A 13,391-nucleotide genomic window follows, 5' to 3' on the forward strand; every position below is an offset into this window, starting at 1 on the left:
CACGGCGAGGTCGTGCGCTCGGGGCATGATGGCGCCATGCTGCAGATTGCCCTCTTCGACCTCGACCACACGCTGATCCCCTTCGACACCGGACTCGCCTGGACCGATTTCCTGATCGCCCGTGGCGTGTTCGACGACGCGGTGCGCGTGACCTACCTCGACCACTGCCGCCAGTACGCCGCCGGCACGCTCGACATCCGCGAGATGCAGCGCGCCAACGTCGGCGCGCTGCGCGAGGTGCCACCGGCCGAGGTGGCGCGCTGGATCGACGACTTCCGCGAACACCTGCGCCCGCGGGTGCCGGCCGCAACCCGGGCGCTGGTGGACGGCCACCGCGCGCGCGGCGACCTCTGCGCCATCGTCACCGCGACGCCGCGTTTCCTGGCCGAGCCGCTGGCGGCGCTGTTCGAAGTGCCGCACCTGCTGGCGAGCGAATCCGCCGTCGATGCCCGCGGCCACCGCACCGGCGAGGTCGAGGGCGAGCCCTGCTACCGCGGCCACAAGATCGACCATGTGCAGCGCTGGCTGGCCGCGCAGGGCCACACGCTGCAGACGGTGGGGCGGAGCTGGTTCTACTCGGACTCGGCGAATGACCTGCCGCTGCTGCAGGCGGTCAGCGACCCGGTGGCGGTGTCGCCGGACGCGCGGCTGCGGGCGCATGCGCTGGCGCAGGGCTGGCCGGTGATCGACCCGTCAGCGCACTGAGTCTGGGTCGCGCGTGGCCGGGATCGTTTCCACCTCGAACCCGACCACGTTCCGGTCTTCCCGGCTGAACTCGACCCCGATCAGGTGGATCGGCTCGCCGCGGCCACGGTATTTCCCGGCGTAGTCGCGGTCCTTGAGCTGCTGCAGCGCGTGGCCCTGGGGCGTCAGCTCGACGACCTTGAACTCGAACAGCCAGACCACCCCGCCGAACAGCACCGCCATGTCGATGCGGCCCTTGTTCGTCGTGTCCTCCACGCGGACATCGAGTCCGAGCGCGGCGAAGTGGCTGTAGAAGATGCTCGCGTAATAGCCCTCGAAGCCGGACAGCGCGTTGCGGCGGTACCAGTCGTGCGGGATGCTGGCGAAGAAGGCGTGGAACAGCGGGCGCAGCGCCGGCACATCACCCGCCAGCAGCACGCGGTAGAGGCGGCTGATCTGCGGCTCGGGGATCTCGGCACTGCCCGACAGGTGTCGCAGCAGGCTGTCGTTCAGGCTGGCCTGGACCTCCAGATTGGGGTATTTCAGCGTCAGCTCGCGCCGCCCCGGGATCTCCCAGACGCTGTCGATTGTCAGGTAGCCGGCCTGGAACAGCAGCGCCTCGGGCTGCAACGTCTCGACATCGAAGGTGGACAGCAGCGTGTCGGTGGCGACGATGTGGCCCAGGTCCGGCGTGAACGGGCGCCGGGCGGCGAGCAGATCGACGAGGAAGGTGGGCGTGCCGGTCTCGAACCAGTAGGGGCGGAACTGCCGGTTGCGGAACAGCAGCAGCAGGTCGAAGGGGTTGTAGACCGAGGTGCCGAGCCAGTTGTAGCCGTTGTACCAGCGGCGGATCTCCTCGCGGTCCAGCCCCGGCAGCTCCGGCGCGAACACGGTGTCCACGTCGTCGTCGGTGTAGCCGCACAGCGCGCTGTAGCGGGGGTCCAGCGTCAGGTCGGTCAGGTTGTTCAGGCCCGAGAACAGGCTGACCTTGCTGAACTTGCTCACCCCCGTCAGGAAGACGAACTTCAGGTGCTCGTCGGTGTCCTTGAGCACCGCGTACACGTCCTTCAGCCCCTCGCGCATCTGGCGCGCCACGACCGGGTCGGTGATGTTGTCGAGGATGGGCTTGTCGTATTCGTCGATCAGCACCACCGCCCGCTCGCCGCGGCTGCGGTGCGCCTGCCGGATCAGGTCGGCGAAGTTGCCGGGCAGGTCGTCGCCAGGCAGACCGGTGGGCAGCGGCAGGCCGAGTGCCTCGCGGTTGACACGCAGGTTGTCGCGGATGCGCTGGACCAGCCCGGTGCCCGCGGGCGACACGCCTCCTGAAAAACTCAGGCGAATCACCGGGTAGCGGCGCGACCAGTCCCAGCGCGACTCGGCCGCCAGGCCCTCGAACAGCGCTCGGTTCCCTTCGAACAGTTCCTTGAACGTGTCGATGAGCAGGCTCTTGCCGAAGCGGCGGGGGCGGCTCAGGAAATAGTGTGTCCCGGACTCGATCAGGTCCATGACCAGCCCGGTCTTGTCCACGTAGTAGCAATGTTCGCTGCGCAGCTTGGCCAAGCTTTGCAGGCCGACGGGCAGCTTGAGACGGGGCAGTGCGGCGGCGGAGGCATTCATCGCTTCAGTTTAGACCGACCTCGTTCGTTTTCATTCGACGAGGTCCAGGATCTCGATCTGCTCGGGCACCGTCTGAAAGGTGCCTGCACCGGCGGGCATCTGCATCAGTGGCTTGCCGCTGGCGGCGTCCAGCAACCACACGCTCGGGTAGACCAGCAGCCGCGCGCGCTGGTCGCCGATGGCGCGCTGGAAGTCGGCGTAGGGCAGGCGCAGCGCCTCGGTGCGCAGGATGAGTTGGCGGTCGGTGACGGAGAGCTGGCTGCGCAGATCGACGACGAGGTACTTCGGGGCGAAGCGCGGCACCAGCTCGCGCAGGTTGGCCGCCAGGAACTGCTCGTACTTGCGGCAGTAGGGGCAGTCGCTGGCGCCGAGGTAGACGTACAGCGCCTTGCCCTCGCGCCGCGCGCGTTGCTGGGCGGGGCGCAGGTCGAATTCGTACTGCCCGCTGGCGCTGACTTGCGGCTGGACCTCGACCGGCGCATACGCGGTCGGGAATGCTGCCTGCGCCGCGAGTGACAGGACGGCCGCCAGCGCCATCACGGCGGTGTGCAGCGTCTTCATGAGGCAGCCCAGGGATCGAGCGAGCCGGTGAATCGCCCGTCCTTGGTGTCCTCGACCTCGGCCGTCAGCAGCCCGCGCTCGCGGGGCACGAAGTTGAAGCGCCAGCTCGGGTTCTCGCTGACCGAAAAATCGGTCTCGGCATCGAACAGCCGCTGGCCGGCGTAGGCCACCTGCACGCGGCGCACGAAGTGCGGCGGGATGTACATCACGGTGACCTGGTTCAGCTCGAAACCGGTGTCGTTCGGATGGACCACGCTGACCTCGACGGGCGTGACGGCGCCGGGGTGCAGTCCTTCCGGCAATCGAAACCGGGTCCGGCCGATCAGCTCCGGCGCCGAGCGGTTGGGCGGCGCGCTGCAGCCGCCCGAGACCTTCACGTAGCGCGAGTCCATGTGCAGCGCGCCGTTGTCCAGCTCGCCGATGACGCGGATGTGGCTGTACTCGTCCACGCGCAGCCGGGTCTCGAAGTCAGCCTGGCCGAGCGCGAGGGTCAGGTCAAGCGTGGCTGCGACCGGCGAGGGGTTCTTGTCCACCAGCAGGGTCAGGCGCTTCAGGTAGCGCTCGGGCGTCTGCGGCACCCGGGTGACGATCTTCACCGGCACCGACGCGCCATACGCCGCCCGCAGCGGCACGACGAGCTGCATCAGGCTGTCCGCGCCGCTGGCGATCGGGCGCGTGCCGAAGAGCTGGCCGCGCAGATGCTCCCACTGTTTCGAGCTGTCGCCGTGGCCGACGTTGGTGGGCAGGCCACCCTCGGCCGCGCGGGCGGCCAGCGGCCACAGCGCGAGGGCCAGCAGGCGGCGGCGGGCGGGGTGGATGGGCATGGTGCGTCCTTTGGTGTACGGCGGTGGGCTCAGTGCGGGGTGGGGCCGAGCATCAGCGCCCGTTCCTGCCGCAGGAACACGATCGAGGCGTTGCGGCGGTGGGTGGTGTCGTAGTGGTCGTCGCCGGCGAAGTCGGGCAGCTCCGTGGCGTCGGCGACCTCGCTCAGCGGCACGCCAGCGGCGAGCAGCGCGGCGGTGCGCTGCGCCAGTTGCGTGAGGTAGCGCTCGACGCGGTCGATCAGCGTGGTTGCCGGGGCGGCGGGGCCGTGGCCAGGGATCGCCTGTCGCAGCGGCAACGCGCGCAACTCGGCCAGCGCCGCGTGCCAGCCGGCGAGGTCGGCATCCTGCACATCGGGGATGGTCCCGGCATCCAGCAGGGCACCGGCGAACAGGGTGCCGGTGCGGGTGTCGAGCACGGCGAGGTGGCCGGGGCTGGCGGCGAGTCGGCCCGGCGGGGGCGCGAGCAGCCGGACCGGGCGGCCGATGTCGGGCAGGGCGGTCCCCGCATCGACCTCCGCGTCCGTGACCACGCGCTCGATCTGGGGCACCCGGGTGTCGGCCATCTCGCCAGCGCCGAGCAACTGGTGCAGCGTTTTCAGGCAGCCCTCGCAGCGCCCGGTCATCAGGCGCATGGCGTCGCGGTGCATCACCACGGGCACGCCCGCGGCCTGGAAGGCGGTGGCGCCGAAGAGGAATTCCTGCCGCGCCTGGGTGAGCACCAGCGCCCGCAGCGGCTGCGCGGTCACGCGGCGGATCGCGGCCAGGCGCGCCAGCCCGTGCCGGTGCGAGGTGCCGCTGTCGATGGCGATCACGCCGCCCGGGCCGACGATGAAGCCGGCGTTGCCGATCCGGCCGCGGGTGTCGGGGCCGATCTCGCCGCGCACGCCGGGCAGCAGAAAGACGCCGTCGGCGACCTCCCGCGCCACCTCATCGCCGGTGGCCGCGGGGCCGGTCGCGCAGCCCAGCGGCAGCGCGGCCAGTCCGAGCAGCAGCCGGCGGCGGCGGGCGTCCGTGTCCGGCGCGGGCATGGCTCATTTCCCTTCGACCAGCTGCTTCAGGTTGGCCAGCCCGCTCTGGTAGACGCCGGTGATGGCCTTGACGGCGGCTTCGTCGTTCTGGTCCGGCGGCGGGTCGTTGTTCGGGTAGCCGCGGTAGAAGGCGCCGCGCCACTCGACCTGCGCCTTGCCGCCCGCGTCGGTGACGCGGATGGTCGAGGTGTAGTTGCTGACCGGCAGCGGGCTGCCGTCCTTCAGGCGGTAGCTGTACTTCATCTGCGCGTCGTCGTAGCCCTCCAGCGTCTCGGTCAGCTCGCCGCCGCCCTTGAGCTGGACGAGGCGCACCGAGCCGACCGCATTGCCCTGGTTCGCGGGGCTGTCGGCGACGGCGGGGTGCCAGTCCTTGAGCGCGCCGAAGTCGCGGATGCGCGCCCAGACCGTGGCCGCGGGGGCCTCGATCGTGACGGTCTCGGTGACTTTCTGGCGGGTCGGGCCGTGGGCCTGGGCGGCCAACGGCAGGCCTGCGGCGAGGGCTGCGCCGCCGAGCAGGGCGACCAGGCGCAGGGTGAAGGGGCGTCGGTTCATGGTGCAGGGGTCCCGATGAAGGCGCCGAAGCCGCGCGGGTTGCGGCCGGTGGCGAGGGTGGTGATGTGCCGGCCGCTGGCGGCGTCGAGGACCTGGACGTTGTCGTCCATCCAGTTGACGACGAAGACCTGCGCGCCCCGGGCGGCGATGCCCTCCGGGTAGCCGAAACCGGTGAGGGTCTGCAGCGTCTGCAGGGTGTCGGCGTCGTAGACGCTGACGGTGTCGTCGTGCTGGTTGGTGACGTAGAGCCGGCGGCCCTGGTCGGCGAGGGCCGCGCCGTAGGGGGCCTTGCCGGTGGGCAGCGTGGCGACCACGGTGCGGGTGCGGGTGTCGATGACCGAGACGCTGTCGCTGCGCACGTTGAGTGCGTAGAGCCGCTGGCGTGCCGGGTCCAGCAGCAGCGCGAACGGGTGCTCGCCGACCGGCACACGCGCCACGACTTCGGCGCGGGCGACATCCACCAGCGCGACGCGGTTGTCGTCGCGCTCGGCCACCCAGGCCATCGTGCCGTCTGGCAGTGCGGCCACGCCCGCCGGTGCCGGACCCAGGGGAACGCGGGCGATGGTCTGGCGGTTGGCGCTGTCGACCACCTGCAGCGCGGCGCCGTACCAGTCGACGACGAAGAGCCGCCGCCCGTCGGCGCTGGCGTCCAGACCGACGCTGCCCTGGCCGCCGGGGAAGGTGGCGCTGACCTGCTGGCGCTGCATGTCGATGACCGAGATGCTGTGGTCGTCGGCATTGGCGACGAAGACCTCGCCGCGCCGGCTGGCCGCGACCACCCCGGCCGGCGCCTTGCCGACCGGCACGGTGGCGACGACGCGCAGGGTGTCGGCATCGATCACCGTCACATCGTGGCTGCCCTGGTTGGTGATGTAGGCACAGGTGCAGATCGGGCTGGCGGGGCCGGCGGCCGCCACCGGGCCGGCGAGCAGCAGCGCCAGCGCCGTGGTGAGCAAGGCACGCGGCTTGCAGCGTGGGGCGATCTGTCCCAGGTGTTCCAGGCCAAGAAGGAGATCCCCATGCATGGAGAAACCGCCGATGCCATCCGCCGCCGCACGCTGCTGTTCGGGGCCTTGTGGCTGCCCGTCGGCGGACTGCGGGCGCAGGCCGAGGTGCCGGGGCTGGCCTTCGCCGGCTTCGAGCTGATCGATGAACAGCCCGATCCGGCGCGCACCGCGCTGCAGCCACCCCGGCTGGCCCGCATCGGCGCGCAGATGGCCCGCGGGCTGGACGAGCGCGGCCTGTACCGGGTGGTCGCGTCGGACAGCGCCACGGCGGCGGTGGAACAGGTGCGCCGCAGCGTCGACCTGCTGCACCGCTGCAACGGCTGCCTGGACCCGGTCGCGCAGGCAGCACAGGTGCGGCTGGTCGGCGTGGGCTGGGTGCAGCGGGTCAGCAACCTGATCCTCAACCTCAACTTCGCGGTGTGGGACGTGCCGGAGGACCGCATGGCGCTGACCAAGTCGGTGGACATCCGCGGCGACAACGACGAGTCGTGGCGCCGCGGCGTGGACTACATGCTGCGCGACATGGTCGAGCGCCGCGCGCGCCAGCCGCGCTACGGCCTGTAGCCACCACCGTCCCGGCGTCACCGCAGATCCTTCAGCGCGATCGACCCGCTGAAGCGGCGGTCGAAGGTGTCGATGGCCTCGGCGCGCAGCTCGCCCGTGCCGCGCGGGACGAAGCGAAAGCGCAGCGTCGGGTTCTCGCTCAGCGCGAAGTCGACTTCCGCCGACAGCAGCAGCCGCTCGCCCTGCCACAGCCGCATGCTGCGCACGAACTGCGCCGGGGTGAACTGGCGCGTCGCCTGGTTCATGGCCAGGCCGGAATGGTTGGGGTGGTGGACCATCCACTGCACGGTCAGCGGCGTGCCACTGGCGAGGCTGGCGCTGACCTCGGCGGGATCGGCGCGCCACAGCATGCGGCCCATCGCGGCCTGCACCGCGGCGTCGTCGCCACCCGGCGGGGCCGAGCAGCCGCCGGAGGCCTTGACGAAACGGGTGGCCATCAGCAGCCGGCCGTCGCGGGTTTCAGCGATGGCGCGGACGAAGGTGTATTCGTCCACCCGGGTGCGGGTCTCGATGTCGGGCAGCGCGCCGTCCGGCGGCAGATCGATCACGGCGGCCACTGGCGACGGGTTGTTGTCGATCACCAGTGTCAGGCGCTGCACAGACTGTGTCGTGTCCGGGTGGAGCGTGCCGGGCGTGCTGCGCAGCGCCATCGGCACGAAGGCTGGATCGTCGGCCCGGCGCGGCGCGGTGAGCACGACCTGCCCGCCGGGGGCGCTGTCGATCGGCCGGTTGCCGAACAGCGCTGCGCGGACAGCCTGCCAGCGCGGGCTCGCTTCCGGATCATCCCCGGCCGGCAACTGCGCCCGCGCGGCGGCGGCCAGGCCCAGCAGCGTGGCCGGGAGGGCCCGGCGGGTCGGGTGCAGTCGGTCGGGGCGGGCGTTCATGGGATCACGAAGCAGGCCTTCTTCACGCGGGTCTGCAGTGCGCGGTAGCGCTTGATCTGTTCCTGGAGCGGCTCGTTGTCGCGGATGTAGCCGCCGCGCTCGCCGCCGATGGTGGTGGCGTTCGAGGCGGTGGACAAGCTCACGTAGTCGTCGTAGCGGATCTCGGCGGCCAGGTGCTCCTGGGCGCAGGCGCACTTGTTGACCATCTCGTAGTGCCCGCCACCCGGGTGGCTGCGCATGCATTCCTGGACGTAGAGCACCCGGTCGACGGTGGGGAAATCGTTGTCACGGGCAGCAGCCGCGCCGGCACCGGCGAGCAGGAGGGCGAAGACGGCTGCCAGGCGGCGGGCGGCGGCGGAGGGCTGGGGCATGGAGACTCCGTTCAGGGGCGCAGGGGTTGGGTCCGCTTCAGCGCGGCAGAGGCCGAGGCCGAGGCGGTGGGGGCTGGTCGTGTGGCGCCGTCGATCCACAGGGTGTCCTCGATCAGCGGGCTGGCGCTGCCCTCGGCGCTGGCGGAGGTGCGGATCGCGACCACGCTGCCGGGCACCGCGTCCGACATCAGGAACACGTACTGCTTGCGTGCCAGCTGCTCGAAGCGGACGCGGTTCGGGTCGTCGAGGTAGGGCTCGATCACGATTTCCTGGCCGGCGAGGCTCTGGCCGCGGTAGCTGAAGCGGACGTCCCGGACCTGCGCACCCTGGTAGAGCGCCATGCGGATGCGCTTGCGGAAGTAGTTCGCCTGGCCCTTGGTGAGGCGCTGCATCTCGCGGATGTCGTGTTCCAGGAAGTACAGGGTGACCGGGTTGCCCTGCGCATTCTCGACCTCGGGCAGCGTGACACGCCGCTCGCCGGTGAGGAACTCTCCGGTGGCGGCGCAGCACTTCCCGTCGGCCTGTCGGGTCAGCTGGATGCTGACCTGGTCCTCGAAGGGCGTTTCGAGCGTGCCACCGTGCTGGAAGTGGTAGCGCAGCGTGGTCGGCGGCTGGACCTGTTTCAGCTGGTCGCCCATCAGCAGCAGGCGTTCCGCGGCGGAAAAATCGGGCGGTGGTGGCGAGGTCTGGGCCAGTGCGGGCACGGCCGAGAGCGTGGCCATCAGGCCGAGGCATGCCAGCAGCCGGGTCAGGGTCGGGCGGTTCATGCGGGCTTCTCCGGGGCGCACGGTGGGAGGCAGGGACAGCTCAGCGCTGGGCGGCGGTGGCGCTGCCGTCGTCGACCAGCGGCACGCCGAAGTCGTTCAGGATCGCCCGGATCTCGGGCCGGTGCGACTCGATCACCTGCTCGATCTGCTGCTTCCATTCGCGCTCGCCGTAGCGCACGCCCATGGCCATCTCGTAGTCGAAACGCACGCCGGGTTCGGACTTCATCGGCACCACCACGAGCTGAGGGGCGCTGACGCGCTTGGCAAAGAAACCAGCGATCGGGCCCCAGACGATGGCCACGTCGATCTTGCCGCTGGCGAGTTCCTTTTCCAGCAGCTCGCCGGGGTACTGGGCCGGATCGGCGTTGAGCATCTGGTAGGGGACACCCTGCTCGACGAGCTGGTGCTTGTTCAGCCACTCGGACGCGGGCGAGCGGTCGTAGACGCCAATGCGCAGCTTCTTCAGCCGATCCGGGCCGAGGCCGAGGAAGTCGAGCGTCGAATGCACCTCGTCGAGTCCCTTGCCCTTCGGGTAGACCAGCGCGTAGGTCGAGCGGTAGTAGGGCTTGGTGACGGAGACCTGGTCGAAGCCGACCGGCACGCCCATCACGATGTCGCAGCGGAAATCCTCGCCCGGCAGCTTGTAGCGCAGCGTGTTGCGGATGAAGGCCATCCGGGCGGGGAAGGAGTAGTAGGTGACCGGCAGGCCGAGCACGCGGCCGAACAGCTCGGCGAGCTTGTTCTCGATGCCTTCACCCGCCACGTTCGAGAAGGGCAGGTTGTTCGGATCCTGGCAGACGCGCAGCGCCTTGCGCTCGCTGTCCTGGGCGCTGGCGGCCAGCGGTGCCACCACCAGGGCGGCCAGCAGCAGTGCCGCGGCGGATGCGGTGGCGGTCTTGGCGGACATGGCTACTTGATCTCCTCGACCTTGGCCCGCGTGATGGCGCCGTCGGAGCGGCCCTTCAGGTAGGCGTACAGCTGGTTGATGTTGTCCATCACCACGGGACTGTTGCCGAAGCTCTGCATGCCCTTTTCCAGTCGCCCGTTGGTGACCGTGGTGATGAACTCTTCCTTGGTCAGCGTCTTGAGGCTGTTGACGAGCGAGGGTCCGACCATGCCTTCCTGGTTGGCGCCGTGGCAGCGGTCGCAGGCCGCGGCGCGCCAGGTGCGGAAGCCTTTCATGGTGTCGGCGTCGACCTTGTAGCCTTCCTGCACGGTGTAGAGCGGGGCGGCCTTGTCCTGGGCCGAGGCCGAGGCGCCGAGGACGGTCAGCAGGAGCGCGGCACACAGGGCCGGCAGCGGAAGCGGGAGCGGGAGCAGTGCAGTGGGTCGTCTCACGGGCGTGGTCTCCAGGGGCCGGGTGGTGGCAAAAAGGGCCGGGGCGACTGTTCCAGGATCGCTCCGGCCTTGGACAAGGTGAACGGCATCGGTTCTTCCACCCTTCAACGCCGTTCACCGCTTGCGGGTGCTGGTGATTTCCCTGGCTCAGTTGGGCAGCGCGAAGATGGTCAGCGAACCACCGAGTTCGGTGTACTGGCTCAGCTCCTTGTAACCGCCCACGGCGCCCAGACCGTCGGTGTCCTTCTCCAGACCGGCGGCCATGCCGATGCCGGCCCAGCCCCCGATGCCGGAGAACACGCCCATGTACTGCTTGCCCTTGTGCTCATAGGTGAACACGTTGCCGATGATCCCGGACGGGGTCTTGAACTTGAACAGCTCCTTGTTGATGTCCTTGGCATCGACGCACTTCAGGTAGCCCTCCAGCGTGCCGTAGCAGCTCAGCCCGCCCGCGGTGTTGAGCGAGCCGCTCCACACCGAGAACTTCTCGGCCTTGGTCTGCACGATCTTGCCGGTGCCGGCGTCCCAGGCGATGTAGTTGCCCATGCCGCCATGGCTGTTCGGCGTGGGGAACATCGACAACGTGGCGCCCACGTAAGGCTGGCCGGCGGTGTACTCGACCTTGAACGGCTCGTAGTCCATGCAGACGTGGTTCGTCGGCACGTAGAACAGGCCGGTGTTTGGATCGAACGAGGCTGGCTGCTGGTCCTTCGTGCCGAGTGCGGCCGGGCAGATGCCCTTGGTGTTGACGTCCGGGCCGTTCTTCGCGGTCGAATACTTCGCCACCACCTGCGGTCTGCCGGACTTCATGTCCACGTGGGTAGCCCAGTTGACCGTCGGATCGAACTTCTCGGCCACGAGCAGCGCGCCCGTCACGCGGTCAAGCGTGTAGCCGAAGCCGTTGCGGTCGAAGTGGACGAGGGCCTTGGTCGGCTTGCCCTTGACCGGGATGTCGGCCAGGATCATCTCGTTGATGCCGTCGAAGTCCCACTCGTCGAACGGCGTCATCTGGTAGACCCAGTTGACCTTGCCGGTGTCCACGTCACGCGACCAGATCGACATCGACCACTTGTTGTCGCCCGGGCGTTGCGAGGGGTTCCAGGTGGAGGGGTTGCCGGAGCCGTAGTAGACGGCGTTGGTGGCCTTGTCGTAGCTGTACCAGCCCCAGGTGGTGCCGCCGCCGGTCTTCCACTGGTCGTCCTTCCAGGTCTTCAGCGAGGAGTCGGGGCCGACCGGCGTGACCTTGCCATCGGCCCAGGTCGTGGACTTGACCGGGTCCATCAGCATCTCGCTGTCGGGGCCGACCGAATAGCCCTTCCAGACCTGCTTGCCGGTGTTGATGTCGTAGGCGGCCAGGAAGCCGCGCACGCCCCATTCGCCGCCGGAGATGCCGGTGATGACCTTGTCCTTGAAGACGTGGGGCGCGTTGGTGTTGACGGCGCCGAGCTTGGGGTCGCCGTTCTTGACCGTCCAGAGCACCTTGCCTGACTTGGCGTCCAGGGCCACGAGGTTGGAGTCGGCCTGCTGCAGGAAGATCTTGCCTTCGGCATAGGCGAGCCCGCGGTTGACGGTGTCGCAGCACATCTGCGGGATCACGGCCGGGTCCTGCTTGGGCTCGTGCTTCCAGAGGATCTTCTGGGTTTCCAGGTCGATCGCGAACACCTTGTTCGGGAACGGCGAGTGCAGGTACATCGTGCCGTCGATGACCAGCGGCGAGCCTTCATGGCCGCGCAGCACGCCGGTCGAGAAGGTCCAGGCGACCTGCATCTTCCCGACATTGCCCTTGTTGATCTGGTTGAGCTTGCTGTAGCGCTGATTGAACATGTCGCCAGCCTGCGTCGCCCAATTCTTGGAATTGGCGATGTTTTTCTCGACGTCGGCATTGGCCAAGGCGAGGGTGGGCAGACTCATCAGTGCCACGCAGGCGCCACGTACCAGCCAGTTGCTCCGTTCGACGGATGCGTTCATGGAATGTCTCCTTGCTCACGATCACGGGTGGTCTTCTGACGGGGGAGGACATGGAGTCGCCGGCAACCACCGGAACCTGACGCGACCTGTCACACCCCCTCTTTTTCGCAACTACCGTGCCCATTCGGATGCATGGACGCAGGGCCATGCACAGCCGCGGTGCCCGCGTGCTGCTGCAGGGTGCCGATCTGTGCCGACCGGTGCCAAAGCGTGCGTGGAAACCCTGGTAACGGGCCGCCGGAAGTGGTCGGAAAGGGGTGTCCGGCGGGCCGGCGAGGGCGGTGCACAGGGAAAGTACCGAGGGGCCGCAGGATCCTGGTCCGCAGGGATCGCCTGGCGCGCACGGGTTCCGGTGGCCGGGCGCCCTCAGATTCGGAGCAAAGTGTTGCACCCCATTGCGCGGTGTGATCCGGACACTTTCCGCTGCCCGTATGCTGGCGACCTTGTTGCAACCCGAGCCGGTCCCTTGCCCATGAACCAGTCCCGTTCCTCCTCCGGCGGCCTCGTCTACTCGACCGACAGCGGCCGCATGTGTCCGCAGTGCCGCCAGCCGATGGCGCAGTGCGTCTGCAACGCGGCGGCCGCCGTGTCCGTCTCGGCCGACGGCATCGTGCGCGTGTCGCGCGAGACCAAGGGCCGCGCCGGCAAGGGCGTGACGCTGGTCAAGGGACTCGGTCTGGAAGGCGAGGCGCTGACCACGCTGGCCAAGGCGCTCAAGGCCACCTGCGGCAGCGGCGGCACGGTCAAGGACGGCGTGGTCGAGGTGCAGGGCGACCACTGCGACAAGGTGCTGGCCTACCTCGCCGCGAAGGGCTGGAAGGCCAAGCGCGCCGGGGGGTGAATCAATCCAGCGGCGCCATCCCGTGCCGCCGCCGCGCCCGCCCGCAGGCGTCGTCGCCGCGTCCGAGTGGCGCCAGCATCCCGAATTCGCGGCACGGCCCAGGTCGCCACTCGTAGATCCCGCAGCCGGCTTTCACGCCCACCGTGCCGACCAGCGCGGCACAGCGCGGGCGGGCGTGGTCGGTGCCGCGCATGCGGGCGGTGCCCTCGTTGACCTCGACGGTCAGTCCGTCGGGCACGCAGCCGCCGCAGGACTGCAATTCTTGTGTCGAGAAATCGACGCGGAAACTCGCGCAGCAGGCGCCGCAGCTCAGGCAGGGATTGGGGGCATCACTCATGGTGGGCGTGACGATAGCGCAGCCGGCCGTCCGGCCGGCAGCCGCTGC

At 69.5% G+C, this 13,391-nt stretch carries 16 protein-coding genes; 3 read left to right on the forward strand and 13 right to left on the reverse strand.

Translation table 11 applies throughout. The features are described 5' to 3' along the window. Positions 1-36 precede the first annotated feature (36 nt). A complete protein-coding gene (locus tag AABN02_RS08230) occupies positions 37-705 on the forward strand; it encodes an HAD family phosphatase (protein ID WP_338414445.1) in 669 nt (222 codons plus the stop codon). On the opposite strand, the gene AABN02_RS08235 is transcribed toward AABN02_RS08230, so the two are convergent. From AABN02_RS08235 to AABN02_RS08260, 6 genes are read right to left on the reverse strand one after another with little or no spacing between them, the layout of a single operon-like run. Continuing rightward, a complete protein-coding gene (locus tag AABN02_RS08235; protein ID WP_338414446.1) occupies positions 694-2,301 on the reverse strand; it encodes an ATP-binding protein in 1,608 nt (535 codons plus the stop codon). The two genes, AABN02_RS08230 and AABN02_RS08235, sit on opposite strands and share 12 nt — an antisense overlap. A gap of 30 nt (positions 2,302-2,331) precedes the next feature. Then, positions 2,332-2,862 (reverse strand): thioredoxin family protein, encoded by a 531-nt coding sequence (locus AABN02_RS08240; RefSeq protein ID WP_338414447.1) that lies wholly within the window; start codon positions 2,860-2,862, stop codon positions 2,332-2,334. Continuing rightward, positions 2,859-3,686 carry a quinoprotein dehydrogenase-associated SoxYZ-like carrier gene (locus AABN02_RS08245; protein ID WP_338414448.1) on the reverse strand — a complete coding sequence of 276 codons (828 nt, stop codon included), beginning with the start codon at positions 3,684-3,686 and terminating at the stop codon, positions 2,859-2,861. The genes AABN02_RS08240 and AABN02_RS08245 overlap by 4 nt, the downstream gene beginning before the upstream one ends. A 29-nt stretch (positions 3,687-3,715) precedes the next feature. Beyond that, positions 3,716-4,714 carry an MBL fold metallo-hydrolase gene (locus tag AABN02_RS08250; RefSeq protein WP_338414449.1) on the reverse strand — a complete coding sequence of 333 codons (999 nt, stop codon included), beginning with the start codon at positions 4,712-4,714 and terminating at the stop codon, positions 3,716-3,718. Positions 4,715-4,717: 3 nt separating this feature from the next. After that, positions 4,718-5,266: an SRPBCC family protein gene (locus AABN02_RS08255; RefSeq protein WP_338414450.1), complete on the reverse strand. Its 549-nt coding sequence runs from the start codon at positions 5,264-5,266 to the stop codon at positions 4,718-4,720. Next, positions 5,263-6,291: a YncE family protein gene (locus AABN02_RS08260; RefSeq protein WP_338414451.1), complete on the reverse strand. Its 1,029-nt coding sequence runs from the start codon at positions 6,289-6,291 to the stop codon at positions 5,263-5,265. The genes AABN02_RS08255 and AABN02_RS08260 overlap by 4 nt, the downstream gene beginning before the upstream one ends. Between AABN02_RS08260 and AABN02_RS08265 the strand changes: the two genes are divergently transcribed. Continuing rightward, positions 6,286-6,837 (forward strand): DUF3280 domain-containing protein, encoded by a 552-nt coding sequence (locus AABN02_RS08265; RefSeq protein ID WP_338414452.1) that lies wholly within the window; start codon positions 6,286-6,288, stop codon positions 6,835-6,837. The two genes, AABN02_RS08260 and AABN02_RS08265, sit on opposite strands and share 6 nt — an antisense overlap. A 17-nt stretch (positions 6,838-6,854) precedes the next feature. Here the strand turns inward: AABN02_RS08265 and AABN02_RS08270 are convergent, their stop codons facing one another. From AABN02_RS08270 to AABN02_RS08295, 6 genes are all read right to left on the reverse strand, one after another. Continuing rightward, complete coding sequence (locus tag AABN02_RS08270; RefSeq protein WP_338414453.1) at positions 6,855-7,721, reverse strand: quinoprotein dehydrogenase-associated SoxYZ-like carrier; 867 nt, start codon at positions 7,719-7,721, stop codon at positions 6,855-6,857. Further along, positions 7,718-8,092 carry a hypothetical protein gene (locus tag AABN02_RS08275; protein ID WP_338414454.1) on the reverse strand — a complete coding sequence of 125 codons (375 nt, stop codon included), beginning with the start codon at positions 8,090-8,092 and terminating at the stop codon, positions 7,718-7,720. Before AABN02_RS08275 ends, AABN02_RS08270 begins: the two co-directional genes overlap by 4 nt. A gap of 11 nt (positions 8,093-8,103) precedes the next feature. Continuing rightward, positions 8,104-8,859 carry a hypothetical protein gene (locus AABN02_RS08280; protein WP_338414455.1) on the reverse strand — a complete coding sequence of 252 codons (756 nt, stop codon included), beginning with the start codon at positions 8,857-8,859 and terminating at the stop codon, positions 8,104-8,106. 40 nt (positions 8,860-8,899) lie between these two features. Next, entirely contained in the window at positions 8,900-9,766 is an 867-nt protein-coding gene (locus tag AABN02_RS08285; RefSeq protein WP_338414456.1) for a substrate-binding domain-containing protein, read from the reverse strand. 2 nt (positions 9,767-9,768) lie between these two features. Continuing rightward, positions 9,769-10,134: a cytochrome c gene (locus tag AABN02_RS08290; protein ID WP_338414527.1), complete on the reverse strand. Its 366-nt coding sequence runs from the start codon at positions 10,132-10,134 to the stop codon at positions 9,769-9,771. Between the two features lie 210 nt (positions 10,135-10,344). Beyond that, positions 10,345-12,165, reverse strand: coding sequence for a methanol/ethanol family PQQ-dependent dehydrogenase (locus AABN02_RS08295; RefSeq protein ID WP_338414457.1), 1,821 nt, complete (start codon positions 12,163-12,165; stop codon positions 10,345-10,347). A 472-nt stretch (positions 12,166-12,637) separates the two neighbouring features. Here AABN02_RS08295 and AABN02_RS08300 point away from each other — a divergent pair, with 472 nt between their 5' ends. Beyond that, entirely contained in the window at positions 12,638-13,006 is a 369-nt protein-coding gene (locus AABN02_RS08300; protein ID WP_338414458.1) for a translation initiation factor Sui1, read from the forward strand. Between the two features lies 1 nt (position 13,007). Here AABN02_RS08300 and AABN02_RS08305 read toward each other — a convergent pair whose 3' ends face one another. Then, complete coding sequence (locus tag AABN02_RS08305) at positions 13,008-13,343, reverse strand: YkgJ family cysteine cluster protein (RefSeq protein ID WP_338414459.1); 336 nt, start codon at positions 13,341-13,343, stop codon at positions 13,008-13,010. Between the last annotated feature and the right edge of the window lie 48 nt (positions 13,344-13,391).

Origin of the sequence: uncultured Sphaerotilus sp. (assembly GCF_963924895.1) — a bacterium.
Taxonomy (GTDB): domain Bacteria; phylum Pseudomonadota; class Gammaproteobacteria; order Burkholderiales; family Burkholderiaceae_C; genus Sphaerotilus.

What these genes read in the sequence shown, in the direction of transcription:
- AABN02_RS08245 (WP_338414448.1), bottom strand. Translation starts at nt 3,686, where the DNA reads ATGCCCATCCACCCCGCCCGCCGCCGCCTGCTGGCCCTCGCGCTGTGG.
- AABN02_RS08255 (WP_338414450.1), bottom strand. Translation starts at nt 5,266, where the DNA reads ATGAACCGACGCCCCTTCACCCTGCGCCTGGTCGCCCTGCTCGGCGGC.
- AABN02_RS08295 (WP_338414457.1), bottom strand. Translation starts at nt 12,165, where the DNA reads ATGAACGCATCCGTCGAACGGAGCAACTGGCTGGTACGTGGCGCCTGC.
- AABN02_RS08250 (WP_338414449.1), bottom strand. Translation starts at nt 4,714, where the DNA reads ATGCCCGCGCCGGACACGGACGCCCGCCGCCGCCGGCTGCTGCTCGGA.
- AABN02_RS08240 (WP_338414447.1), bottom strand. Translation starts at nt 2,862, where the DNA reads ATGAAGACGCTGCACACCGCCGTGATGGCGCTGGCGGCCGTCCTGTCA.
- AABN02_RS08300 (WP_338414458.1), top strand. Translation starts at nt 12,638, where the DNA reads ATGAACCAGTCCCGTTCCTCCTCCGGCGGCCTCGTCTACTCGACCGAC.
- AABN02_RS08260 (WP_338414451.1), bottom strand. Translation starts at nt 6,291, where the DNA reads ATGCATGGGGATCTCCTTCTTGGCCTGGAACACCTGGGACAGATCGCC.
- AABN02_RS08270 (WP_338414453.1), bottom strand. Translation starts at nt 7,721, where the DNA reads ATGAACGCCCGCCCCGACCGACTGCACCCGACCCGCCGGGCCCTCCCG.
- AABN02_RS08235 (WP_338414446.1), bottom strand. Translation starts at nt 2,301, where the DNA reads ATGAATGCCTCCGCCGCCGCACTGCCCCGTCTCAAGCTGCCCGTCGGC.
- AABN02_RS08285 (WP_338414456.1), bottom strand. Translation starts at nt 9,766, where the DNA reads ATGTCCGCCAAGACCGCCACCGCATCCGCCGCGGCACTGCTGCTGGCC.
- AABN02_RS08230 (WP_338414445.1), top strand. Translation starts at nt 37, where the DNA reads ATGCTGCAGATTGCCCTCTTCGACCTCGACCACACGCTGATCCCCTTC.
- AABN02_RS08305 (WP_338414459.1), bottom strand. Translation starts at nt 13,343, where the DNA reads ATGAGTGATGCCCCCAATCCCTGCCTGAGCTGCGGCGCCTGCTGCGCG.
- AABN02_RS08280 (WP_338414455.1), bottom strand. Translation starts at nt 8,859, where the DNA reads ATGAACCGCCCGACCCTGACCCGGCTGCTGGCATGCCTCGGCCTGATG.
- AABN02_RS08275 (WP_338414454.1), bottom strand. Translation starts at nt 8,092, where the DNA reads ATGCCCCAGCCCTCCGCCGCCGCCCGCCGCCTGGCAGCCGTCTTCGCC.
- AABN02_RS08265 (WP_338414452.1), top strand. Translation starts at nt 6,286, where the DNA reads ATGCATGGAGAAACCGCCGATGCCATCCGCCGCCGCACGCTGCTGTTC.